This is a genomic window from Streptomyces sp. NPDC029526, from assembly GCF_040637405.1.
Lineage (GTDB): Bacteria > Actinomycetota > Actinomycetes > Streptomycetales > Streptomycetaceae > Streptomyces.
Map to the genome: position 1 here is coordinate 169,819 of NZ_JBEZWE010000007.1, position 22,317 is coordinate 192,135.

Annotated in this window: 20 protein-coding genes and 5 pseudogenes; 17 read left to right on the plus strand and 8 right to left on the minus strand. The window is 71.1% G+C overall.

All coding sequences use genetic code 11. From position 1 onward, the window contains the following. Positions 1–34 precede the first annotated feature (34 nt). Together AB0F01_RS18405 and AB0F01_RS18410 are read left to right on the plus strand one after the other, a co-directional pair. Positions 35–322 (plus strand): hypothetical protein, encoded by a 288-nt coding sequence (locus AB0F01_RS18405; protein ID WP_362096403.1) that lies wholly within the window; start codon positions 35–37, stop codon positions 320–322. 111 nt (positions 323–433) lie between these two features. Further along, positions 434–1,240 carry a hypothetical protein gene (locus AB0F01_RS18410; RefSeq protein WP_362096405.1) on the plus strand — a complete coding sequence of 269 codons (807 nt, stop codon included), beginning with the start codon at positions 434–436 and terminating at the stop codon, positions 1,238–1,240. On the opposite strand, the pseudogene AB0F01_RS18415 reads toward AB0F01_RS18410, so the two are convergent. Continuing rightward, positions 1,195–1,770, minus strand: a pseudogene (locus AB0F01_RS18415) (transposase); the annotation flags it as partial. The gene AB0F01_RS18410 and the pseudogene AB0F01_RS18415 sit on opposite strands and share 46 nt — an antisense overlap. Before the next feature lie 68 nt (positions 1,771–1,838). Here AB0F01_RS18415 and AB0F01_RS18420 point away from each other — a divergent pair. From AB0F01_RS18420 to AB0F01_RS18430, 3 genes are read left to right on the plus strand one after another with little or no spacing between them, the layout of a single operon-like run. Next, positions 1,839–2,060: a hypothetical protein gene (locus tag AB0F01_RS18420; protein ID WP_362096408.1), complete on the plus strand. Its 222-nt coding sequence runs from the start codon at positions 1,839–1,841 to the stop codon at positions 2,058–2,060. Between the two features lie 3 nt (positions 2,061–2,063). Further along, entirely contained in the window at positions 2,064–2,675 is a 612-nt protein-coding gene (locus AB0F01_RS18425; protein ID WP_362096411.1) for an RHS repeat-associated core domain-containing protein, read from the plus strand. Then, a complete protein-coding gene (locus AB0F01_RS18430; protein ID WP_362096414.1) occupies positions 2,641–3,147 on the plus strand; it encodes a hypothetical protein in 507 nt (168 codons plus the stop codon). The genes AB0F01_RS18425 and AB0F01_RS18430 overlap by 35 nt, the downstream gene beginning before the upstream one ends. A gap of 24 nt (positions 3,148–3,171) precedes the next feature. On the opposite strand, the pseudogene AB0F01_RS18435 reads toward AB0F01_RS18430, so the two are convergent. Beyond that, positions 3,172–3,332: pseudogene (locus AB0F01_RS18435) on the minus strand (IS5/IS1182 family transposase); the annotation flags it as partial. Positions 3,333–3,379: 47 nt separating this feature from the next. Here AB0F01_RS18435 and AB0F01_RS18440 point away from each other — a divergent pair. From AB0F01_RS18440 to AB0F01_RS18450, 3 genes and pseudogenes are all read left to right on the plus strand, one after another. Next, on the plus strand, positions 3,380–4,156 hold the full coding sequence (locus AB0F01_RS18440; protein ID WP_362096416.1) for a hypothetical protein: 777 nt from the start codon (positions 3,380–3,382) through the stop codon (positions 4,154–4,156). Between the two features lie 51 nt (positions 4,157–4,207). Beyond that, entirely contained in the window at positions 4,208–4,621 is a 414-nt protein-coding gene (locus AB0F01_RS18445; protein WP_362096419.1) for a hypothetical protein, read from the plus strand. A gap of 288 nt (positions 4,622–4,909) precedes the next feature. Continuing rightward, positions 4,910–5,273 (plus strand): annotated as a pseudogene (locus AB0F01_RS18450) (LuxR C-terminal-related transcriptional regulator); the annotation flags it as partial. Between the two features lie 177 nt (positions 5,274–5,450). Here AB0F01_RS18450 and AB0F01_RS18455 read toward each other — a convergent pair. The 5 genes and pseudogenes from AB0F01_RS18455 to AB0F01_RS18475 form a co-directional block, all read right to left on the minus strand. After that, positions 5,451–5,576 (minus strand): annotated as a pseudogene (locus AB0F01_RS18455) (hypothetical protein); the annotation flags it as partial. Next, positions 5,573–6,286: a class I SAM-dependent methyltransferase gene (locus tag AB0F01_RS18460; RefSeq protein WP_362096422.1), complete on the minus strand. Its 714-nt coding sequence runs from the start codon at positions 6,284–6,286 to the stop codon at positions 5,573–5,575. The pseudogene AB0F01_RS18455 and the gene AB0F01_RS18460, both read right to left, overlap by 4 nt. A gap of 558 nt (positions 6,287–6,844) precedes the next feature. After that, the gene (locus tag AB0F01_RS18465; protein ID WP_362096425.1) at positions 6,845–8,317 is read right to left on the minus strand and encodes an NUDIX domain-containing protein; all 1,473 of its coding nucleotides are present in this window, start codon (positions 8,315–8,317) and stop codon (positions 6,845–6,847) included. Positions 8,318–8,434: 117 nt separating this feature from the next. Then, positions 8,435–10,372, minus strand: a complete 1,938-nt coding sequence (locus AB0F01_RS18470) for an ABC transporter ATP-binding protein (RefSeq protein WP_362096428.1) — start codon at positions 10,370–10,372, stop codon at positions 8,435–8,437. A gap of 102 nt (positions 10,373–10,474) precedes the next feature. Further along, a complete protein-coding gene (locus AB0F01_RS18475) occupies positions 10,475–11,104 on the minus strand; it encodes a class I SAM-dependent methyltransferase (protein ID WP_215212347.1) in 630 nt (209 codons plus the stop codon). Between the two features lie 36 nt (positions 11,105–11,140). On the opposite strand from AB0F01_RS18475, the pseudogene AB0F01_RS18480 reads away from it, so the two are divergent. The 9 genes and pseudogenes from AB0F01_RS18480 to AB0F01_RS18520 all read left to right on the plus strand — a co-directional run bounded on the left by AB0F01_RS18480 (position 11,141) and on the right by AB0F01_RS18520 (position 21,332). Further along, positions 11,141–12,052: pseudogene (locus tag AB0F01_RS18480) on the plus strand (IS5 family transposase). Positions 12,053–13,163: 1,111 nt separating this feature from the next. Next, the gene (locus AB0F01_RS18485; RefSeq protein ID WP_362096431.1) at positions 13,164–14,189 is read left to right on the plus strand and encodes a TOMM precursor leader peptide-binding protein; all 1,026 of its coding nucleotides are present in this window, start codon (positions 13,164–13,166) and stop codon (positions 14,187–14,189) included. Between the two features lie 9 nt (positions 14,190–14,198). Then, positions 14,199–15,026, plus strand: a complete 828-nt coding sequence (locus tag AB0F01_RS18490) for a hypothetical protein (RefSeq protein ID WP_362096433.1) — start codon at positions 14,199–14,201, stop codon at positions 15,024–15,026. After that, on the plus strand, positions 15,023–15,970 hold the full coding sequence (locus AB0F01_RS18495; RefSeq protein ID WP_362096436.1) for a SagB/ThcOx family dehydrogenase: 948 nt from the start codon (positions 15,023–15,025) through the stop codon (positions 15,968–15,970). The genes AB0F01_RS18490 and AB0F01_RS18495 overlap by 4 nt, the downstream gene beginning before the upstream one ends. 4 nt (positions 15,971–15,974) lie before the next feature. Beyond that, positions 15,975–16,769, plus strand: a complete 795-nt coding sequence (locus AB0F01_RS18500) for a CPBP family intramembrane glutamic endopeptidase (protein ID WP_362096439.1) — start codon at positions 15,975–15,977, stop codon at positions 16,767–16,769. Beyond that, positions 16,717–18,030 (plus strand): hypothetical protein, encoded by a 1,314-nt coding sequence (locus tag AB0F01_RS18505; RefSeq protein ID WP_362096442.1) that lies wholly within the window; start codon positions 16,717–16,719, stop codon positions 18,028–18,030. Before AB0F01_RS18500 ends, AB0F01_RS18505 begins: the two co-directional genes overlap by 53 nt. Continuing rightward, a complete protein-coding gene (locus AB0F01_RS18510) occupies positions 18,027–19,100 on the plus strand; it encodes an ABC transporter ATP-binding protein (protein WP_362096445.1) in 1,074 nt (357 codons plus the stop codon). Before AB0F01_RS18505 ends, AB0F01_RS18510 begins: the two co-directional genes overlap by 4 nt. After that, a complete protein-coding gene (locus tag AB0F01_RS18515; RefSeq protein WP_362096448.1) occupies positions 19,093–19,878 on the plus strand; it encodes an ABC transporter permease in 786 nt (261 codons plus the stop codon). Before AB0F01_RS18510 ends, AB0F01_RS18515 begins: the two co-directional genes overlap by 8 nt. After that, positions 19,875–21,332, plus strand: a complete 1,458-nt coding sequence (locus AB0F01_RS18520; protein WP_362096451.1) for a YcaO-like family protein — start codon at positions 19,875–19,877, stop codon at positions 21,330–21,332. Before AB0F01_RS18515 ends, AB0F01_RS18520 begins: the two co-directional genes overlap by 4 nt. On the opposite strand, the gene AB0F01_RS18525 is transcribed toward AB0F01_RS18520, so the two are convergent. Beyond that, positions 21,323–22,045: a helix-turn-helix transcriptional regulator gene (locus AB0F01_RS18525; RefSeq protein WP_362096454.1), complete on the minus strand. Its 723-nt coding sequence runs from the start codon at positions 22,043–22,045 to the stop codon at positions 21,323–21,325. The two genes, AB0F01_RS18520 and AB0F01_RS18525, sit on opposite strands and share 10 nt — an antisense overlap. Between the last annotated feature and the right edge of the window lie 272 nt (positions 22,046–22,317).

A 22,317-nucleotide genomic window follows, 5' to 3' on the forward strand; every position in this document is an offset into this window, starting at 1 on the left:
TGTGAAGTCTCACGATTTCATCAGCATGGCGCGAATGATCCTGGAAGTCGATGCACAGACGCGAGAACGGGCGGCCGACGAAGTGTCCGACCACGTGGGGTCATATACGTCTGCCCAGGCATCAGCTCTGGCGACACTGCTGGCGGCAACTGCTGCCTCGGAAAAGGAGAACTCCGCCCGGGAAGCCGAGTTGCACGCCCTCATCGAACTCGCATCCACCGGCTATGTCGACCTTGACCACCTTTCCCCTCTGCGTGAGATCGTCCTCGGCGACCTTCCTCCACAGCTCCGCGACTATGTCAGCGATCTGCTGGAAGGATGAAGGCTCAGGACGGCAGCCGGCGCCGTCCGGTCCCGGAACCCCGCTCATCGACAACGGGTTCGTGCGGTGACCGGTCCAGAAGGCGGGAAGTCATCGGGGAGCCAGAGCGGGGTGCTCGGTCCGGACGGCACCTTCACGTCGTCGTGGCTGCGGGAGAAGTTGGTGGCCCCGATGCCCGTGAGAGCGCACATCGACGCAACGCTGGCCCACAGGATCAAGGCCGGCTGTCGTGCCGTGGGAGCCTCGCACCTCCTTGCCACGAGTCTCGCCGACGCGCCCGGGGCGACGTCCCGGGTTCCCGCGGACGCGGACTTGACGGGCTTGCGCCCACCCGTCCTGCTGCGCACGCCCGGCGCGCAGGGAGCCGTCCTCTTCCCCGAGGAAGGCTACGCGCTGATCGCGGGGACCACCGCTTTCATGGCCTCGGCCGTCAGCGAGGGTTCTGACACGGCACGCGCACGCTTCGGCCGTTACGCACGCACGCTCCTGGAACGTCACCCGTTCCTCGCACCCGTGGCTGCCTCCCATCCGCCCGGTGATCGCGCGTGGTCCAGGCTCGGCGATGTCGACCCGGCCAGCGCCACGGCACAACAACTGGCACTACTGGAGGCGTTCACCGAGGCCGGAACGTGCGGTGCACCGGACTTCGCCCACGGCTGGTGGGAGGCCCGGCGGGCCTCCCAGACGTACGGGGAGCGGGTCCGAGGCGCGCTCGGTGATCTCCTGGACGAAGTGTTCATGATCCTCGAGGAGTACTCGGTCGACCCCGACCTCGCGGAACCCGGTGACCTCGACGACGCAGGACTCCGAACCGCCGTGCGCGCGACCTGGGAGGCGTTCCGTGGTCATGTCCCTTGTCGTGGTGTAGGCGATCAGTCGTCTGATGTGGTGGGTAGGACGATCGCGCCATCGGGATAGAGGGCGTCCATGCTCTCGTTGGAGAGGTAGCGGCGGGGGAAGGCGATCCATTCGTCGTGGAGTTCGGCGAGGACCGCGGTGGCGAGGCGGAGGACTGCGGGTGGGTTCGGGAAGACTTGGACGACGTCGGTGCGGCGTTTGATCTCCCGGTTCAGCCGTTCCAGCGGGTTCGTGGACTGGATCTTCTTCCAGTGCTGGTGAGGGAAGTCCGCAAAGGCGGTCAGGTCCTCCTTGGCTTCCAGCAGCATCTCTCTGACCTTCGGAAACTGCCGACCGAGCATGTCGGCGACGGTGTCGAGCTGGGTGCGGACAGCGTCCGCGGTGGGCTGGGCGAAGATTGTGCGGATCGTGGCTGCGACCATCTCCGCAGATCCTTTCGGGATGACGGCGAAGACGTTGCGCACGAAGTGGACCCGGCAGCGCTGCCAGGCGGCGCCGAGCATGACCTTGCGGATCGCTTTGACCAGGCCGCTGTGACTGTCGGAGATGACCAGGCGGACGCCACCCAGTCCGCGTTCTCGCAGGTGACGCGACCGCAAGGTCGTGGCCGGCGCCGCCTACCAGCGCCGTCGATTCATTTTTGACGGTACGCCAGCGTTTGGAGGAGTTCACGCAGCAGGCCGGTCCTTTCACCGACGCCCAGCAGTGGTGGATCGAGAAAATTGCGGACGCCACAGCCGCCACCGAGACCGACTTCGCCCCGAAGCTACTGGAGGGCTTCCCCTTCTCGGCGCGCGGCGGCACATTCGGCTTCCTTCACGACTTCGGGCGCGAGGCTGCGATCAACCTCCTGGACGAACTGCGCAGGGCCTTGGCGTGATGAATGAGGTACCTGTCGGCTGGTTACAACTCAGAAACCGTCCTCCACTACAACCTTTACCGCCACTATGACCCCGAGACCGCCCGGTACCTCAGCCCCGACCCCCTCGGGCTCACTCCCGCGCCGAACCCTGTCACGTACGTCCACAACCCGCACTCCTTGTCCGACCCCCTTGGGCTCAGCCCTTATCCGCGGAGAGAGAAAGGAAATCCGTCCAAAAACCGTGCGGACGCGGAAAAGGCTGCATTCGAACTCGGCGGCGTTCGTTTCGGCGAAGAACCCATCGCCGAGTGGGTGGTTACGGGAGACAAGAGCTTGAGGCATGCACCGGGGTACATCTATTCGAAGGACGAGGCGCACTGGGGGAACTTCCGGCCGTTCGCGACAGATAGCGGCTCGCGTGTGGTCGTCGAGCACACCCATGATCCGGCAGGCCCACATTTCCATGCCAGGAAGCCGAGGATCGATGGCACCCGGAACTTCGCCAACTTCGGCTGGGGCAATGGCAGGGTGCAGCGGCCCGATGGCAGCGTCGGCTATCCGGAGTCCATGGAGAGGGATGCCAAGATAAACAAGCAGGGTGGCGATCATCACCTCTTCTGCGAAGGTCACTGAACGGACTACGGAAACCGATGAAAGGTCAGGAATCATGACGGACCGGCAGGCACCGGATTGGCTGGACGTCCTCGAGCGCTGCGGTCTGCAATTCGCAGGGAAGGCGGAACAGGGCGGCCCGCCTGTGAACTCCGCCATCTACGCGGTCACCGGACTCGAGGTGGAGCCGGCCGTGACGATTCCCGCCTCCAGCCCCCGCGCCGCCGACGAACTGGACGCGGCGTGGCACCACCGTGCCTCACAGGTTCGACTGTATGGGAGGGACGGCGAGTTTCTCATCCTGCCGCCAGTACCGGGGGGAAGTAAGGTCGGATGGGTACGCGTAAAGGATCCGGTCGGCACGAACCTTCCGTCCCGTGTCGGCGGAGTGGCGGGTTCACCCGAGTTCGTAGCCGTTTCGCCGGATGGTCGCCGCCTGTGTGCTGCCTCGGTCGAAGATGACGACTACTGGGTGGTGTCGCACGAATTCTGATCCCAGCTCCTCTCCAGGCAAATGGTTGAAATGCTGGTAGTGCTCGGGCTGTTCGTTGTGGTGGTAGTAGGGGGTGCGGACGGTGGCGCCGGCACCTTGGTAGGCGCGGTCGGCCAAGACAAGGATGTGCCGGGTGAGGCAGGCTGCACGATGCCGTGGGCCCGGGCCGCGGTCAGGTCGTGGGTGCCGCCCGTGGCTCCCGCAGAGCAGATCCGATGAGGCGGCATTCACCATGAGACTCACCCTCGACGGCGACTGGCGTGCGACGGTGACGGACGGTCCGCTGGGCATCGCCCCGCGATTCGACTTCCCGGGCCAATGTGTGCGCATCGCGGAGTACGCGGACGTGGAGGAATGGCAGCAGTTCCTCGTAGACACGTTCGGCAGCCAGGAATGGCTGTGGGACGACCCCGACGAGCTTCGGTTCGCCCCGGACAGCCGGGAACTGGTCGGCGCCGGATTCCGGTTGCCCTCCGAGTCCGCTTCCGCCGAGGACTGTGCCCGCGTTCCCCGCACGCCGACGGTACGCCCGGGTGGGCTCCGGGCGGACGAGGTCCGGGACTTCCGCCTGGAGCCGACCACAGAACTCTGCCGCGCTCCCGGTGATGCGGTGCTGACCTGTCTGCGCGACCTCGACGCCCTGGACGGGCCGCTGGAGGCCCGCATCGGCCTCGCCCCCGACGTGGCGCTCCTCGTCCAGCACGGCACGGTCGTCGGCTGGAGCCTGACCGACCCGGTCCGGTACCTGACCACCGGGTTCGCAGCCCCCGACCCCCAGCCTCCCTCCCCGGCCACCCGTCGGCTGCTCACCGAGTGCCTGGACCTGATCACCACGCCACTGCTCGACGAAGTGCTGGACCGGAACCCGGCCACCCTGGCCCGCCTCCTGGCACTGGACGAAGTACTGCGCGACCAGCGCGAGGACCGCCACCGCGTAGACTCCCTGCTCGCGCTCATCAGCAACCTGGTCGAGGACTACGCCGACCGGCCAACGGGGCGGGAGCCGTGAACCACCAGCAGGATGACGACGGCCGGGTCCCGATTGAGGAATGAGACGTCGATGACGGCGAGACTCGAGTTCGACGGCAGCTGGTCCGCGGCGGTGACAGGCGATCCGCTCGACCTCGTCCCTCGTCTCATCGGCATGTCCCTGATCGTGTCCCCTTATGCGGACCGGGAGGAGCGGGAGAAATTCTTCGCCGACACGTTCGGCAGTCAGGACTGGCTGTGGGACCTCCCCGACGTCTTCCGCTTCGCCCCGGGCGACCGGAAGCTGGTCGGAGCCGAATTCACCGTCCCGCCCTCGTGGTCGAGCGCGATGTGGACCATCCCGAAGAGCCGATCGGCGGCGGGCTTGTACGTGAACTCCTCCATCGGCGCGCTCTCCTCTCTTCGTCGCCGTCAGTCTCCGCCAGGGTGGCGAGGGCGGTTCCCTTTTCGGCCACGGAGTCGGACGAACCGGGGAGAGCGTTGAGCGACCTGGTCTGGGGAACGCCCCTGTCATGCATCCCGAACGGGCAGCGCGCGACTGAGTTGGTACACCGCGCTGCTTCCGAGTCCGCCCCGCTCTCCCCGGTCATCAGGCACATGGTGCCCAGCCGTCACTGCGTCCCACTGCTCGACAAGAGGGCCTCACCCCGAACAGGCCGACGACCGTCACGTGGAGCGCTGCTGGTCGCTCCCCACCAGGGGGCTACGCGCGGGTGCATCGCGTCAGAGGGTTAACGGTCCTGTGTGACGCTCGTCTGACGCTCTGGGTGTCAGCAAGCGGGTTGGTTGGCCGAGAAGATGTTGTCTGGCCTGCCGGGTCGCCCAGGTGAAGAAGTTCCTCGACGCGCTGGAGCGGATCCGGGCGGGCGGCGCCGCCATCGACCCGGAGGTCGTGCGGCAGCTGGTGATCCGTACGACGCACAGCGACCCGCTGGCCCGGCTGACCCCCCCGCGAGCGCAGCGTCCTGGAGACCCTGGCCCAGGGACACACCAACGCGGCCATCTCGGAGAAGTTGCACATCTCCCTGAGCACGGTGGAGAAGAACCTCAACATGATCTTCGACAAGCAGGAACTCGCGCACACCACCGGCTACAACCGCCGCATCCTGGCCGTACTGCGCTATCTGGAGTCCTGACGCACGACGTGGCGGGCAGCGGGGGACCCTCGCCGCCAGCCACGCCGTGCCCACCCGCCGGACCCGCCCGTCATCGGAGTTCCGTCACTGGAACGAGTACGGGTTCAGCGCGTCGTCCGGCAGGTGCTCGAGTTCTCGGACGACCGCCTCCTCGAAGGATTCTCCGGTGGCCTCCACGCTGCCGCCGGGTAGTTCGAGGGTGCCGCGGCGATGTCGGCCCAGCAGGATGCCCTGTCGCTGAGCAGGATCGCTCCGACGCCGACTGCCGCGTGGGCGGCCGGGCCTCGGGTGCTGCGGGGTCAACTGGTGGCGCGCGTCGGCCGGTCGGGGAGGCGCCGGGCGCGGATGAGCTGCTGGATCACCTTGGCGTTCTCGCCGGGGTGCGGGAACAGGTCGATGGCTTCGACGCGGAAGCCGTACTCGGTGAGCAGGTCCTCCCATAGCTGCGGTGCCAGGACCCACATCTGCGTCGGCAACGGCGGGTCGTCGCGCAGCAGGATCGTCTGCTCGCGCGGCGCCACTGCCGTGGACGGACCGTGGCCGTGGAGATCGGTGTGCAGGAGCGAAAGGATCAGCGGGGCATCGGGACGCAGCCCATCGCGCAGCGCGGGCAGTGAGCGGTGCGGGTCGATGAAGGCGAGCGTCCCGATCGCGTACGCGGCGTCGAACGGCTCGGCTCCGTCCAGGTACTCGGCCACGTCTGCCCGGACGAACTCCACGCCGTCCACGTCCACGTGGGTGCTGACGGCCCGTTCGTGCTGGCTCGGGGACAGCTCGATGCCGGTGACCCGCGCTCCGTGTACTCGGGCGAGGTGGACGGCGTGGTGGCCGGCGCCGGAACCGATGTCCAGGACGCGGCGGCCAGTGACGTCGCCGAGAACCTCCGCTCCCGGCCCGATGCCTTCCCAGGGCGTCCAGCCGAGCCGTTCGGGGACGGGCGGGGCGTAGGCGCGAGCGAGTTGGCGCTGGCCGTAGATCAGCCAGGCCCGGGTGTTGGTGTCCTCGGCGGGCACGGTTGCCTCCTGGTGGGCGGGGGTTCTGGGGGTCAGGTGTGTGTGATCAAGTGGGCGGGGCCCTCGCCGCGTCGGGCTCGTTCGATGGCGTCGAGGCGCGCGAAGGCTCGCGGGGCTATCAGCTCCCGCCAGGTCGGTCGCGAGGTCGTGGACGGCCCACACGTCGTGTCCGCCGGGTCGAGGCGGTCCGGTCGAGCTGGTCGGCGGTCAGTTGGCCTCCGTCGAAGACGAGCCCCACCTTGTTCAGCGGCCGGCGCGGTCCCGCGTGGAGGAAGTGCGTCAAGGACGACGTGGAAGCCGGCGTCGAGGGCTGCGCGGGCGATCGTGCTCAGCAGGGCGGTGTTGGCGCCTCGCGCCGTGTCGTGTGCCCTGAGCACGTTCCGGCGGATCACGTCCTGGCCCACGGTCGCGATACCGCACCGTGGCCATCTCGCAGGCCCTGGGCCACGCTCGACCTGCCGGACGCCGAGTTGCCGCGGATCACCACGAGGCGGGTATCCGGACGCCCGGTCGCTGTCACAGGTGGCACGCGACTGGATGCGCTGGTCGATGCGCCGCTCATGCGGGCCAGCCCGTCTCGCTGTACAGCTCGCCGTTCTGGATCTTCGCGACAGCCAGTCGGGTATAGGGGACGAGGTTGTCGGGAAGGGCGGCGGGATCCCAGAACTTCCACTGGGTGCACTTGTCCGGCTCGCGCAGCACCGGCTCGCCCCTCCAGGTACGGGCACGGAAGAACAGGCCCATGCGGGGCGGGTTCCTGGGCTGACCGATGTGGTGGACGACATGGACGAGTTCCACGTCCTGGCGCTCGATGCGCAGCCCGGCTTCCTCCATCGCCTCCCTGATCAGGCAGTCGATGGCGTTCTCCTGCTCGCAGTGGCCGGCCAGGACGTGCCAGGTGGACGGCGCGAACGCGGAGTCGGGGTGGCGCAGCCCGAGCAGCACCGTCCCGTCGGGGCGTTCCAGGTAGAGGTGGACGCCGATGATGTGGGGGACCGTGCCGTGCGGTGACGCGGGACGCGGTTCTTCGAGCTCGGGTGCGCTCTGCATCGGTGGGAGGCCGGCGGCGTGGCGCCGGACGAGGTCGCTGGTGGTGTCGGCGATGCGCAGGCGGTGGAGGTCGTCGGGGGCGAACCAGGCGAGCATCACTTCTTCGGTCAGGTGGAGTTCGCGCGGGTCGCCGTTCCAGCGGCTGGCGTAGATGGCGATGGGTACGGTCGTGCCGTCGTCGCGGGAGGCGTACTCGGTGGCGAACGGGGACAGGTCGGCGAGATCGAGGCCGGCTTCCTCGGCCAGTTCGCGCCGCACGGTGTGTTCCAGGGTGGCGTCCTGGGGCTCCCGGCCGCCGCCGAGCAGGGACCACATGCCCGGCTCCCAGATCTGACCGGGGAAGTAGTCGCGCAGATGGAGCAGGTACTCGCCGCGGTCGTTGTAGACCAGGGCCGAGGCGTTGGCCGTCTCCGGTTCGACCTGGAGCGGCAGTTTGAGCAGCTTTTCGCGCAGTGCCGGCGAGGTCACCCGGTCCACGGGACGCCACTCGATGCCGGCGACCTCCTCTTCCTGCAGCACGACCGACACTTCGGTCGCCCGCAGACGGAAGAGGAACCGGAAGTCGAAGTGCTGGTGTCCGGGCTCGCCCTTGCCCGGACGGGCGTCGATGTCGTGGATGTCGATGTCCAGCGGCACGGTCTCGTAGCCCGGCCACGGCGTGACAGCCCGAGCCGGGATCCCGGTCTCCTCGTGCAGCTCCCGCAGGGCCGCCGCTGCCAGGGAGTCGTCCGTGGGCTCAGTGTGTCCGCCGGGGACGAGGACCTTCCCGCCGGCCAGGTGCAGCACATGCAGGACGCGGCCCAACCGGTCGACAACGATCGCGCCGCAGGTGACGTGCCCGGTGAAGGTCGAGCGGCCGGCGATGTCCTCGCCAGGCCGGTCGAGGGCGCCCAGAAGGACGCTGAGCTGCTCTCGCTCGTGGGGGTGACGGGCGAGGTAGGTATCGACGGTGGTGCGGATGTGGTGGTGCGACAGCGACATGGCGACTACCTCGGAGGGACGTGGGGCGGAGGGCGTAACGGGAGACGGGCCGGCCGGCGCCTCTGTCCGGTGGCCCGGTGGCCCGGTGCGGACCGGTGGCTCGGTGCGGCCCGGTGTTCAGGGGGCGTCGCCGCTCATCCGGCGCTGCAGCTCCCACAGGGACCGGAACAACCCCGGCTGCTGCGTGAGCTGGGCGTAGGTGCCCTCCTGGACGATCCGCCCTTCGTCCAGGACCACGATCCGGTCGGCGACGGCCACGTTGGTGAGGCGGTGCGTGATCAGCAGGACGGCGCGGTCCTTGGCCAGTTCGCGCAGGCCGGCGAAGATTCGGTGCTCGGCGCGGGCGTCGAGGGCGGCCGTGGGTTCGTCCATCACCAGCAGCGCCGCCTCCCGGTGGAAGGCGCGGGTGAGGACCAGGCGCTGCCACTGCCCGCCGGAGAGCTGCTGTCCTCCGAACCACTCGCTGGTCAGCAGGGTGTTCAGGCCGGAGCGGAGCGTGGGAAGCATCCCCGCGGCGCCGGACGCCTCGCACGCGGCGAGCAGGGCGGCGTCGCTGGTGTCGCCCTGCCCGAAGGTGATGTTGTCGCGCATCGTCAGCGGCAGGTAGGTGAACTTCTGCGGCACCAGCGCGACGTGCTCCCACGACCGCCACGGGTCCAGGTCCGCGGTGGAGGCGTGGTCCCAGGCCACGTCGCCCTCGGTGGGCAGCAGCAACCCGCACAGCAGGCGCGAGAGGGTCGTCTTGCCGGAGCCGTTCTCCCCGACGAGCGCCACGATCTCGCCGCGCTTCACGTGCAGGGAGACGTTGCTCAGGCTGTCCTTGGGGGCGCCGTCGTAGCGGTAGGTGACGTCACGGACCTCGAAGCGCTCCGGGGCCGCGGGGAGTGACGCGGTGCCGCGGGAGTCGGTCATGGCCTGGCCGTGGGCGTTGTCGAGGAAGTTCTGCCAGTCCTGTACGTACCAGCCGGTGCGTACCAGGCGGGCCCCGCCGTTGATGATGCCGCGCACCGAGCCGGTGGCGGTCTGCAGGGCGAAGACGGCGCCGCCGCCTGCCGCCAGGCTCATCCGCCCGGAGGCCAGGAGCCACAACAGCGCCGCCCACACCGCGGCCGAGGCGATCCCGCCGGCCACGGCTCCGGCCAGCCCCATCCACGCGCCGGTGTTCGCGGCCTTGCGCTCGGCGGCGTTGACCGAGGCGGCCAGCCGTCGGTACCGCCCGATCAGGAAGGGGCCGGCGAGGCAGGCACGCATCTCTTCGCTGGACTCCTGATAGGCCATGTGCCAGCGGAGCTTGCTCAGCATCCGGCGCCGCCCGGAGGTCTCCAGCCCGGCGAGGTAGAGCACGCGGGCGGAGCGCACGTACGCGGCGGCCTGCGGCAGGCACGCGAGGAAGAGCAGGGGAAGGAGCATCGGGTGCAGGACGGTCAGGACGGCGGCGCCGGCCGCCAGCGTGGCGGTGGCCGCCAGCACGTCCTGCGCTTCTTCGACGAGGTCGGGGGTGACCTGGGCGCCGCGGTCGGCGATGTCGTAGGCGTCGTTGTAGCCGGGCTTGTTGTTGGCGGCCAGTTCCGCGCCGAGCGCGGCCTCGATCATCGTCAGCTCCGCCGCCCGGCCGAGCACCGGACGCAGACGCCCGGTGAGCCAGACGACGGTGATGCCCAGCATCGCGCGCAGTCCGGCGGCGGCGATCACGGCCAGCTGCGGGACGGCGTCCCACAGCCGCTCGGTGATGTCGCCCGAGGAGGCCAGCGCGCTGATCGTGCCCGTGACGGCCAGGAGACCGAGGGCCGCGAGGACACCCGTCCCGATCTGGCACATCAACAGACCGACGGTCGCGCCGCGGTCCACGCGCCAGGCCATTTGCACCGAGCGCCGCACCAGCGAGGGCAGGCGCCGCGCCATGGTGCGGGAGGTCAACAGGGACCCGGCCCGGAGCCTCGACTCGTCACGGTAGAGGTATTCCTCCTCTCGAACACCGGCGTCCTGCTGTTCGCCGTCCGGCGCAGTCCCGTCGGGGGGTTGCGGCGGCTGGTCCTGTGCAATGGCCGAGGTCATCGTTCCCCTAGGGGGTGTCTGACAATTCCGGTCTGATCAGCGAGATTCGGCTGAGCTGGCAATCCGGAGGTGCGCCGATCGGCTGGGGGGACTGGGCAGTGGCTACGAACGGCGGGCCAGTAGATGGGCGTCGAGGAAGCCCCGATCAGAGGCTGGATCGTGGAGCAGCCGGGCGAAGGGATCGAGCCCAGCATCGCCCAGCAGTTCGGAGAGGCGATTCACCGGCCAGCTGTAGGCGGGCGCCACTTTGTGGTCGAACCGGACCGGTTCTTGTCCGTCGGTCCCGAAGAAGGAGACCAGGAGCAGACCGTCCGGTGCCAGGACGCGTACCTGTTCGGCGAGCAGCTCCGGTAGTTCCCCCGGAGGGGTGTGAATCATTGAGTAGTGGGCCAGTACGCCGCCGAGCGCGGCGTCCTCGATCGGCAGGGATTCCATCCGCGCCTCTTGGAAGCGCAGCGCCGGATGGGCCTGCCGGGCGTGGTCGACCATGCCGGGGGCAAGGTCTAGTCCGAAGGCGTCCAGGCCGAGTTCGTGCAGCATGGCTGTCAGATGTCCGGGCCCGCACCCGACGTCCGCTGTCCGCAGGTTGCCCGTCGCGCGCACCAGTTCGGCGAAGGTGCCGATCATGGCCCGGGAGAAAGGCTGTGTTTCCAGCCGGTTTGCGAACAGCGATGCGTACAGCTCGACGACACCGTCGTAGGCCGTCCTGGTCTCGTCCTGATGATTCGCCACGGGCAGGACTCTATAGCCGGTCTGATAATTGATCTTGTGGCAGGTCGAGGTGAGTTGACGGATGCGGCATGGAGGCGGATAGAGCCCCTTTTGCCTCAGGTGGACGGACGGGGCCGTCCGTGGCGTGATCACCGGCAGGTGGTCAACGGGGTGCTGTGGCGGCTGCGGACCGGGGCTCCGTGGCGGGATCTTCCCGACCGGTTCGGGCCGTGGCAGACCGTCTACGAGCGGTTCGCCCGCTGGGAGGCGGACGGCACCTGGGCACGGTTGCTGGAGCACGTTCAGGTCCGCGATGACGCGGTGGGCCGGGTGGAATGGACCGTCTCCGTCGACTCCACCATCAACCGAGCCCACCAGCACGCAGTCGGCGCCCGCAAAAAGGGGATGTGAACGGGGACGAACTGGAAGATCCGGGCCGCTCGCAGGCGCGCCAGGCCCTCGGCCGCTCCCGAGGCGGACTGACCACCAAAGTCCATCTCGCCGTCGATGGCCGGGGCCTGCCCCTGTCGATTGTGCTCACGCCCGGCAACGTCAACGACGCGACGGCGTTCGGCCAGGTGCTCGACGGCATCCGCACCCCGCGCCTCGGCACGGGCCGCCCGCGCACGACACCGGACCGTGTGCTGGGTGACAAGGCGTATTCCAGCAGGGCCATCCGCCATCTGCTGAGGCGCCGGGGCATCGCTGCCACGATCCCCGAGCGCCGCGACCAGGCGGCGAACCGCCACCGACGCGGAGCCCTCGGCGGCCGGCCGCCGGCCTTCGACAAGGTCACCTACCGCGACCGCAACGTCGTCGAACGATGCTTCGCCCGCCTCAAGCAGTTCCGCGCGATCGCGACCCGGTTCGACAAGCTCGGCGACCGCTACCGTGCCGGAGTTGTCCTGGCTTCCTTGATCCTCTGGCTCCGCGAGTCCACGGGGTAATCATTTGTCAGACAGGCCCTAGGACGGTCGCTGCGGATGAGTCGTGAGGTCCAACGACGCGGCTGCGGTATCGAACACACGTCATTCGGTCGTGCTGGAAAGCCCGTGATTCCCTGCATCCGTGGAGCCCGCAGGCGCCACATCCCTGGCCTGGCTTGGAGCGGCTGCGGGCAGGAAATGGCCGAAACGCCGACACCGCCACACCGCGTGGGCAGTACGCCTGGGCACCGCAGGTCGCCCGCCTCCTGACCGGTGCCCAGGGCCGAGGGGCACACGGCCGCCCGCCGGTGTCGTCCTCCTCGTCCTCCTCCTCAAGGGCGGCTCGGAGCCCCGCCGCCGGCATCCGCCGACTGCGGGCGGTCGGCAGCCGCGTACTGATCATCGGCACCGTGGCGGACCGCCCCGTGTCATCGCCGCCGTGGCCGCGGGCGCCGACGGCCACCTCACCGAGGACAACGACCTGGAGACCCTCGTCGAGGCCGTCGAGGCCGTCGAGGCCGACAAGGCCGCCGAGGCCGTCCGGCCGTCGAGGCGGTCGCCGCGGGGGAGACCGCGCACGCTCCGGAACTCGCCTTCGCCTGGGCCCACGACACCGGCCCGGCCCGCCCCGGCCCGCCCCGGCCCGCCCCGAGGGAGCCGGAGGTACTGCGCAGCCACGCCTCGGGATTCACCCTCGCGGCGACGGCCCGGCGGGCCGGCGTCAGACCGCGCACCGCCACGCACTACCCCGACCGCGTCAAGAAGGAGTACCGGCGGGCGGGACGGCCCGCGTACACGAAGACCGACCTCGCGGCGCGCGTACGGGAGGACGGGATCGGCGCAGCCGACGCCTGACGGTCCGCCACAGGTCATAGCCGCTTCAGGACATCCGCGGAGCATTGTCCGGCCTCCGTGCCGCTCCCTACGTTGGGCTCGCTCGTTCCACTGCCCCACGAGCGGGGAGAGGAGGTGTCCCATGCTGCGGATCATCGAGAAGGTCGAGGAGAAGTACTTCTCCGCCGATGCCACGGTCGCGCCGGGCGGTTGGTGCTGCCACTGCCACTGCACGGTCGCACAGAAGCAGTTGTAACCCCCCAGCCGGGCCCGGTGTGTCGCACCGGGCCCGGCGTCCGCGCCGCCCCTGAGGAGAACCCGTGACACAATCCCCCGACGCACCGGCCGGGGCCGCTGCGGCCGACGTGCCCGCCGCGGCCGACGGCTCCGCCACGCGGCTCGTGAGGAACCCGTACCTCACCGTGGTGCAGTGCACCGACGACGAGGTGCTGCTGCGGCACGGCTCACGCTCCCGCTACTCGCGCGTGCTCCGCGACGACGGACGGCACCGGGTCCTCGGCCCCCTCCTGACCGCCTTCACCGAGCCCCGGCTGCGTGACGACATCGTGAGCCGGTTCGCGGACCGCGCGGACAAGGACCAGCTCGGCGCATTGGTGGATGACCTGGTCGATGGCGGAGTCCTCGTGCCCGAGGGCTCGGGGCTGTTGGCGATGCACCGGAGCCTCATGGGCGGCCGCCCCGTCCGCGAACTGGGGGAGACCACCGTGGGCCTCGTGGGAGGCGGCTCGGTCGGTACGCGGCTGAACACCCAGCTCGCCGAACTCGGCGTCGGCCGGGTCCCCGACCTGGCGGCCGGCACCGGCGGCCTCGAGGCCCCCGACGGCGACGAGAGGCTCGCCGCCCTGCTCGACGACACCGACCTGGTCGTCCTCGCCCTCGACGGCTTCCGCCCGTCCCTGCTGCACCGGCTCAACAGGGCCGCCGTCGCCGCCGGACGCCCCTGGCTCCCCGTCTACGCCGACGGCAGCGAACTGATCGTCGGACCGCTCGTCGTACCCGGTGAGTCGGCCTGCTACAACGAGCACGAGATCCAGCACGAGTCGTCCCGTGCGCTGCGCCACGAGTACCAGCTCTACAGCGAGGAGCTCGCCCGCCGCACCGCCGACGACCTGCCGCCGCTGCTCGCCCCGTACGCCGCGATCGCGGCGTCCTGGGCGGCGATCGGCATCGCCCCGTACCTCGTCGACGGCGCGAGCTTCCTCGTCGGCCGGGCGATACGGATCGACCTGGAGCGGCTGGAGATCACCCAGGAGCACGTCCTGCGGCTTCCGCGCTGCCCGGTCTGCACCGAGCAGCGGCCCTCGTTCCGGCACCCCTTCCTGTAGGAGGCCCCCGTGTCCCCGCACACCGAGACCAAGGTGTACACCCCCGGCCTCGACCATCTGCTCCGCCGAACCCTCGAACAGACCCTCATCCCGTCCCCCAACGTGGTGGAGCTCGCCCCCGGGAAGAGCGCCGGCTTCGTCAACCGGGTCGCCCCCGCCCAGGACGACGTCGCCGAGCTGTTCCACCTCAACACCCGGCTGTCCCGGCACCGCCCCGACGACCGGCTCACCTCCGCCGAACGCGAGGGCGTACGCCGCTGGTTCTTCACCACCTGCGGCCGCCACCGCCCCGAGGACTTCACGGCCGAGGCGAACGCCGTACGCCGCCCGCACTCCGGACTCCCGGCCCCGCTGGGCGCCCTGTGCGCCCCCTTCGGCGAGAACGGCCCACTGACCGGCCTGCTCTTCAGCTGCGACCTGATGGTCGTCGACGCGGACGCCCTGTGCCGCCAGCAGCCCGGCGAGAACGCCCTGTGGGTGGAACGCCGACTCGACGCCGGCCCCGCCGCGCTCGCCCCGGTGATGGCCGACGCCGACGCGGCCGACGCGTTGCGCACCGCACAGGCCGCCCTCGTCCTGACCGGCGTGCCCTGGCGCAGCATGCTGGAAGCGGGCCCGCGCGGCTACCGGCACATGCTCATGGACGCGGGCGTGCTCCTCGATCTGGTCTGCCGACTGGCCGGGCAGGCGGGCTACGAAGCCTTCCCCGTACGGGACTTCTACGACGACGAGCTCGACACGCTGCTGCACTGCGACGGCCTGGAGCGGTCCGCGCTGGCGGTGGTCGCCCTGCGTACGCCGGCAGACGCCGCCGACGAGGAAGGGGACACGGCATGACCACGGCCACGGACGACGTCGCTTCGGACCTCACCGGCGTCACGGACGACGTCGCTTCGGACCTCACCGGCGTCACGAACGCCGCCGGCGTCACCGACGAACAGCTGGCGCACGCGCTCGGGCTGCGCGTCCGCGACCTGCCCGCGCTGCGCAGCCTCACGGCCGGAGCGGCGACGGCCCCCGACGAACCGCCCCTGCGCCTGCGTGATCTGCTGCACCGGCGGCTGCGCTCCTCGGTGTGCGACGACATGATCGACCCCCGGGCCCTGATGTCCGCCCGCCCGCGTCCGGCCGAGCCGGCGTGGGACGGACGGCCCTCGGTCCCGCTGCCCGAGCCGCAGCCGCTGCCGGAGATCACGCTGGCGGACGCGATCGAGCAGCGCTCCTCCTCCACCACGTACGCCGCCCGCCCGCTGCCGCTCACCACCCTCGCCGGGCTGCTGGAGGGCGCGGCGGGCATCCGTGACCACCGCCCCGGCTACAACGTGCGTGACTTCCCGGTGCGCCGGGCGCCCTCGGCGGGCGGACTCGCCCCGGTCGACCTGTACGTGGTCGCCAACGACGTGACCGGGCTGGACCAGGGCCTGTACTACTACCGGCCGTCCGTCCCGGAGCTGACGGTCGTCGACTCGGGCAACATGCGCGGCAAGGTCGCCGAGACCGGCATCGCCGCCGACTGGCTCTTCCACGCGCCCGCCGTGCTGTTCCTGACGGTGGACATGGCCCGGGTGGAGTGGAAGTACGGCGTCCGCTCCTACCGGTACGTCCATGTGGACCTGGGCGTGGTGACCCAGAACCTCTACCTGGTGGCCACCGGTCTGGGCCTGGCGGGCTGCGCCGTGGCCGCGTTCGACGACGACACGGCGAACGACCTGGTGCGCCTGGACGGGCGGGACACGTTCGTGTCGCTGATGTTCGCCTGCGGCCTGCCCGGCGGGCGGTGACCGGATGAACCGGCTGCTGCTGGTCCTGGCGGTGGCCCCGGTGTTCGCCCTGTCGCTCGGCACGGTGATCGCGGCGACGCTGCGGTTCCGCCTCGGCGGCGCGGGCGGTCGACGGGCGGTCGAGCGCCTGGCGCCGGTCCTCTACGCGGCCACCGTGACCGCCGCCGCGCTCCTGGCCGCCGCGCTCACCGGCTTCGACCCGGTACGGCTCGGAGTGACCGACGGGTCGGCCCCGGACCCCTGGCTACTGGCCGCCGCCACGTCGGGCGGCGTAGTGGCCGGGGCGGCGGGCTACTTCGGCGAACTGCTCCTCGCCCACCGGGCGTCGACCGGCACGCACCGGGCCTCGCGCGCCTCCGACCGGCCCGTGCGCGCCCCCTCCGCCGGGACGCGCTCCCTCGGGGCCTGGACCGCCGAGCCCCGTGCCCTGCTCGCTCTCGGTCTGCTCACCGGGCTGGCCGAAGAGGTGCTGTTCCGGGGCTACCTGCTGACCGGGCTGCACGGCTCCCTGCCGCTGTGGGCCGCCCTGGCTGTGCAAGCGGCGCTGTTCGCCGTGCACCACGCCTCCTTCGGGCTGCGCGCGGTGCCCGCCAAGGCCGTTCACGGCCTCGTGTGGGGCGTGCTGACGGTCGCGGCCGGGTCGCTGCTGCCGGCGGTGGCCGCCCATCTCGTCTTCCAGTTCCTGGTGTGCCGGCGCCTGACCCGCCCCCGGCCCACCGATCCGACGCAGGAGGGAGGTGCCGCCGATGACCGTACACACGGCACCACTGCTGTGCGACGGCCGCCAGTGGCGGGCTGACGGCTGGGTCCGCGTCACCGACGGGCGCGTGACGGACTGGGGCACCGGCACGGCTCCGCCGGGTGACGAGCCGGTGGAGCGACACGGTGTGCTGCTGCCGGGACTGGTGGACGCCTGCGCCCGGATCACCGGCTACTTCAACCGGACGGTCGAGGGCGACGCGCTCGCCCCGCACCGGGCCTGCCTCGCCCTGTGCACCGAGGCCGGTGTCACCGTCGTCCTCGGCGTGGCCGGACACACGGAGCCGTACCTCGCCCTGGCCGCGGCGCCGGCCTCCGGTGACCCGTCACTGCTGTGGACCGGCCCCGTGCTCGACGGCCCGCCCGCTGCCACCACCGCCACGCGGCTGGTCCACGACGCCCACTCCGCCCGCCGCGCGGTCGCCGCCGTGGCCGCCGACGGCGCCCACCTCGTCCGTACCGGCTCGTCCCTCGCCCCCGGGCCGTTCGCCGACGTCGTGGCGGCGGCCCGCGAGCGCGGGATGCGGGTGCTGCACCAGCCGGGGCGGACCGGCGCCACCGAGGCGGCGAAGGCGGGCGCCCACCTCGTCCAGGACCTGCCCCGCTGCCTGCTGCCCCCGGCGGCCGCCCCGCGCGGAGCCGCCGAGGCCGTACGGGCCTTCGCCGACCCGGCCGTACGACGCGCGGCGACGGAGCGGCTGCGGACACTGGCCGGCGAGGGCACGGCGCTCGTACCGCTGCTGCAGTCCTGGCGGCGATCGGCGCTGCTGGACGAGGCGGTGGCCGAGCCGCGGCTGGACCGCGTGGTGCCGATGGCGCCGTTCCACCAGTACCTGCTGGACATGCGAGGCCCCGGGCTGGTCTTCGGCCGCAAGTACGCCCGCGAACACTTCGGCTTCGAACACCTCAAGGGCCCCGCGCGCCGGGAGTTCGACGACGGCTGGGCCTTCCTGCTGGACGTGCTGGCCACCGCCCACACGAGCGGGGTCCCGCTGGTGGCGGGCAGCGACGCGCTCGGCCTGTCCCTGGTCCCCGGCTACGGCCTGTACGACGAACTCGCCTGGTGGGAGCAGGCCGGCCTGCCCCGTCGCACGGTCCTGGCCGCGGCGACCGGCGGCACGCTGCGGGCACTGACCGGTGCCGCGCCCCCATGGGCGAGCGGCCTCCTGGCCCTCCCCTGCGCCCCGGACACACTCCCCGGCCTCGCGGCCTTGCCCAAGGCCCACCGGCTCCTCGCCCCAGCGATCACGCCCTCGGCCCTGACCACAGCTCCCGCCGGCACCCAGGAGGCCCGCCCATGACCGTGACCATGAAGGGGAACGAGCCGGCCCGCTCGGGTGCCCCCGTCGTGCTGGAGGCCGGTGAGCTGTACAAGAGCTACGGCGACAAGGCCGTGCTCGCCGGGGTGTCCGTCCGGGTCCACGAGGGTGAGATCGTGGGGCTGGTGGGTCCCAACGGCGCCGGGAAGACCACGTTCCTGGAGTGCGTCGAGGGCATTCGGCGGCCCGACCGGGGCACGGTGTCGATCGCGGGGCTGAGCCGGGCCGCCGGGCCGGCCGCGTACCATCTGGCCTTCGGCGCCCAGCTCCAGGAGTCCAGCCTCGCCGAACGCCTGCGGGTCGCCGAGGCGATGGAGCTGTTCGCGGGCTTCTACGACGACCCGTGGGACGTCGACGACCTGCTGGAGCGCATCGGGCTGACCGATCACCGCCGGGTGTTCTACCGGCGGCTGTCCGGCGGTCAGAAACGCCGTCTCACCCTCGGTCTGGCGCTGCTCGGCAGGCCGCCCGTCCTGCTGCTGGACGAGCCGACGACCGGCCTCGACCCGCATGCGCGGTTGGAGCTGTGGGGGGTCCTGGAGCAACTCACAGGCACCCGCACGGCCGTCCTGCTCGCCACCCACGACCTGCACGAGGCACAGAGCCGCTGCCACCGGGTGTACGTCCTCGACGGTGGCCGGATCGCCGCCGAGGGCCCGGTCGCCGAACTGCTCGGCGCGGCCGGCCTCACCACGCGGCTCCGCCTCCCGGACCGGCCGTGGACCCGCGGCCTGCTCAGTGGCGTCCCCGGCTGGACCACCTCCCGTGTCGTGGCCGGTACGCACTACGCGTACGGCGAGGACGGCTTCGCGGAGAAGGCTCTGGCGGCCGTGCGGGCCCGAGCCGGGACCGAGCACCCGGACGGGTCCGACGCGGCGGACCTCCGGCAGGTGCTGGCCGCTGCCTCCACCGGCCCCACGGATCTCGAGGACCTCTATCTGACGAGGACGGGTACGCCCTATGAACCGCCATACGCGCCCCATGAGTCACCCCAGCCCCATGAGTCACCCCAGCCCGCCGAGTCGACCGAGGCGTCCCGTGCGCGTGACTGAGCCGCCCGCCCCCCTCACCCCGCCCAGCCGCCGCACCCCGCGCGGGCTCGCCCGGCTGTGCCGTGTCGAGCTGCTGCTGTTCCTGCGCGAACCGGCCGCCGTGTTCTTCACCCTGGTCTTCCCGATGGCCATGCTGCTGTTCCTCGGCGTTGCGTACGGCACGGAGGACAACGGCGGCGTCCGCTACATCGACGAGTACGTGGCGCACATCGTCGTCACCATCGCCATCAACCTCGGCGTCCTCGGCGTGGCCATCAACATCGCGGAGTGCCGGGCCAGTGGGGTGCTGCGCCGCTACCGGCTGGCGCCGGTTCCCATGTGGTGGTTCTGGTTCTCGCAGGTCGTCGTCGGGCTGCTGATGTTCGCGCTGGCGATCGGCTCCCTGCTGGCCGTGGTGGCGGTGGCGTACGGCGTGGTGCTGGCCTCGCCCGCGCAGTTCGCGCTCGTGGTCCTGGTCGGGCTCGCCTTCACGTTCGCCGCCGGGGTGCTGCTCGGCAGTCTCGACCTGCCGGCCCGCAGCGTCCAGATCACCGGAACGGGCCTGTTCTTCGTGCTGTTCCTGGGCTCGGGGGCGGCGGTCCCGCGCGACTCGTTCCCCGGCTGGCTGGAGACGCTGACCGCGTTCAATCCGATGTCTCCGGTCGTCGACGCGTCCGTCGACGCGTATCTCGGCCGTTCCACGGCCTCCGAACTGCCCGAGCTGGCCCTGGTCCTGGTCGCCGCCGCGGCGCTCGTCCTGATCGCCCGCTCCAAGTCCACCTGGGAGGGAAACCGATGAACACGCTGCGCAGCGAGTGGCTCAATCACCGGGACCGGCTGCTGAAGCCGGTCCTGAACGACACGGAGTTCGGCGCCATCAAGGAGGTGCTGGACCACTACCACCCGCACGGACCGCTGCGTACGTTCACCACGTACTTCCGCTCCGGCCTCGGCAAGCCCATGTACGTGGCCCACGGCCAGTACTTCGACCTCGACCACGCGATGGGCCGGCTGCTGGGCCTGCCGGGCCTCAACACCGGCTTCGGCGGACAGGTGTACGGGGGCGGCAAGGGTCACGACCTGTTCGGCACGACCGCGTCGTCGGTGGGGGAGGCGGTGGAGCGGGTGCTGGGCTCGCTGGCCTACCTCACGCACATGGACCGGATCCTGCACGGCTCGTACCGGACCCTCGCGGGGAAAGGCGTGCCCTGTCTGCACCCGGAGGAGTACCCGGTCTTCGCGCCCGAGCAACTGGCCGAGGACCCGCTGTACGAGCCGTGGACGGAGGACTCCGAGCTCGGCTGGATCGCCGGGCGTCGGCTGCTGTCCGGGGAGGAGGTGTACGTCCCCGGGCAGTTGGTGATGCTGTTCTATCTGCACGGCCCGGACGAGCCGATGATCGGACTGGCCCCCAGCGGCGGCCTCGCCAGCCACATCAGCCGCCGGGACGCCCTGTGGCACGGGGTGCTGGAGCTCTTCGAGCGCGACGCGGTGAACCTGCGCTGGTACGCGGGTGTGCCGCTGGACCGGATCGTCGTCGACCGGCCCGTACGGAACCGGGCCCTGCGGCGGCTGCTCGACACGATCGGCGAGCAGCCCGGCGAGATCACCTTCAACCTCCACAACCTCGACCTCCACGACTACCCGGTGATCACGGCGGTCGAGCGGGACGGCTGGCTGCGCCGGTACAGCTACTTCGCGGGCGGAGGGGTCTCCGACGACACCGAGGAGGCGATGCTGTCGGCGCTGACGGAGTACGCCCAGGCGGAGCGCAGCCTGCGCATCTCGCTGGCGACTCCGGACTGGGAGTTCACGGAGGCGTTCGGCCGGCAGTTCGCCATCGGCAAGGACGCCGAGGCCGCCGACTTCTCCAACTACATCCAGGTCATCCCGTACTACGGCTTCGAGGAGAACCGGGGGCGGGTCTCCTGGTTCTACGACGAGGGAGAGGAGATCCCCCTGTCGGAGCTGCCGCACCGCCCGGCGCAGGACGACCCGGACCGGCGCTGGGACCGGCTGACGGGGCTGCTGGCGGAGCGCGGGTGGGATCCCATCACCTTCGACTTCTCCCTGCCGCAGTTCCGGCACACCAGCCTGATGAAGGTGGTCGTGCCGGAACTTAGCCCGCCCTATCCGCCCCAGGCACCCGGCCTGGGCAACCCGCGCTACCGCAGCGTTCCGTACGAGTCGGGGCGCCGCGAACGGCCGCTGGAGTTCGGCGACCTGAACGTGCACCCGCTGCCCTACCCGTGACCCAGCGCGTCCGGCGCCGCCGTCACGGCACCCCGGGCGCTCCGGCCGATCAGCACGCCCAGTTGCAGGCGGGACGTGGCGCCGAACCGCGCGGACACGGCGGCGACATGGCGCCGCACGGTGCGCGGGGTCACCCCGACGCGGCGGGCGACGGACTCGTCGGTGAGGCCCTGGGCGAGTCCGGCGATCACGGCGGCCTCGGTCGCGGACTCGGTGGCGGTGGCGGCGGGGGCGTAGGGGTGGGCGCGGCGCCACCAGACGTCGAGGAAGCGGGACGCGGTCCGTGCGGCGGCCTCGGAGTGGCGGTCCGTCAGCAGCCAGCCGGTGTCGTTCGTCAGCGCGACGGCGAGGGCCAGCGCCTCCCGGTCGGCGACCACGGCCCGTACGGGCAGCAGCTCCGCTGTCCGTATCTCGGTGTCCCGCCCGGCTGCCGCCCAGACGGCGTCGGCCGCCCGGGAGTCGACGATCAGCCGGTGGCGCACTCCGGGGCGCGGGACGGTGGGCGAACCCGGACGGCGGGGCGCTTCGGGGCGGAGTTCCAGCAGTTCGAGGCGGGCGGCCCCGGCGACGGAGGCGAAGGCGTGGTCGATCCGGTCCGTGGAGACGAGGGGCAGCGGGTCGTGGCCGAGGGGCGCGGCAGTGTCGCCGAGGGCCTGTGTCAGGCCCGACAACCGGTCGACGGCCGACCTGAGCTGCTCGAACAGGGCGTCCATGGAGTGATCCCCCTTGTGTGGTCCGTCCGGCGCGAGGGGCGGGGCACCTTGGGTCACGGGTCCCGGCGGCCGGATCGAGCATCGAGCACGAGTGAATTCCGCACGCATACCGGATTGATCCGGTTTGGGTGAGGTTCATCCTCGTATATGGGTCATGTGAATGTTCGCGGGGTGCCAAGTGCGAGTCAAGAAAGGGGCAGCGGCCCCGGCACCCCCTGTTCAGGGGGGTTGACAGGCCGATCCGCTCGCGGCGGGCCGCTGGGACCGCCACG

Coding starts and splice junctions, on each gene's coding strand:
- AB0F01_RS18405 (WP_362096403.1), top strand. CDS start 35: ATGATCCTGGAAGTCGATGCACAGACGCGAGAACGGGCGGCCGACGAA.
- AB0F01_RS18425 (WP_362096411.1), top strand. CDS start 2,064: ATGAGGTACCTGTCGGCTGGTTACAACTCAGAAACCGTCCTCCACTAC.
- AB0F01_RS18440 (WP_362096416.1), top strand. CDS start 3,380: ATGAGACTCACCCTCGACGGCGACTGGCGTGCGACGGTGACGGACGGT.
- AB0F01_RS18445 (WP_362096419.1), top strand. CDS start 4,208: ATGACGGCGAGACTCGAGTTCGACGGCAGCTGGTCCGCGGCGGTGACA.
- AB0F01_RS18465 (WP_362096425.1), bottom strand. CDS start 8,317: ATGTCGCTGTCGCACCACCACATCCGCACCACCGTCGATACCTACCTC.
- AB0F01_RS18470 (WP_362096428.1), bottom strand. CDS start 10,372: ATGACCTCGGCCATTGCACAGGACCAGCCGCCGCAACCCCCCGACGGG.
- AB0F01_RS18495 (WP_362096436.1), top strand. CDS start 15,023: ATGACCACGGCCACGGACGACGTCGCTTCGGACCTCACCGGCGTCACG.
- AB0F01_RS18500 (WP_362096439.1), top strand. CDS start 15,975: ATGAACCGGCTGCTGCTGGTCCTGGCGGTGGCCCCGGTGTTCGCCCTG.
- AB0F01_RS18505 (WP_362096442.1), top strand. CDS start 16,717: ATGACCGTACACACGGCACCACTGCTGTGCGACGGCCGCCAGTGGCGG.
- AB0F01_RS18510 (WP_362096445.1), top strand. CDS start 18,027: ATGACCGTGACCATGAAGGGGAACGAGCCGGCCCGCTCGGGTGCCCCC.
- AB0F01_RS18520 (WP_362096451.1), top strand. CDS start 19,875: ATGAACACGCTGCGCAGCGAGTGGCTCAATCACCGGGACCGGCTGCTG.
- AB0F01_RS18525 (WP_362096454.1), bottom strand. CDS start 22,045: ATGGACGCCCTGTTCGAGCAGCTCAGGTCGGCCGTCGACCGGTTGTCG.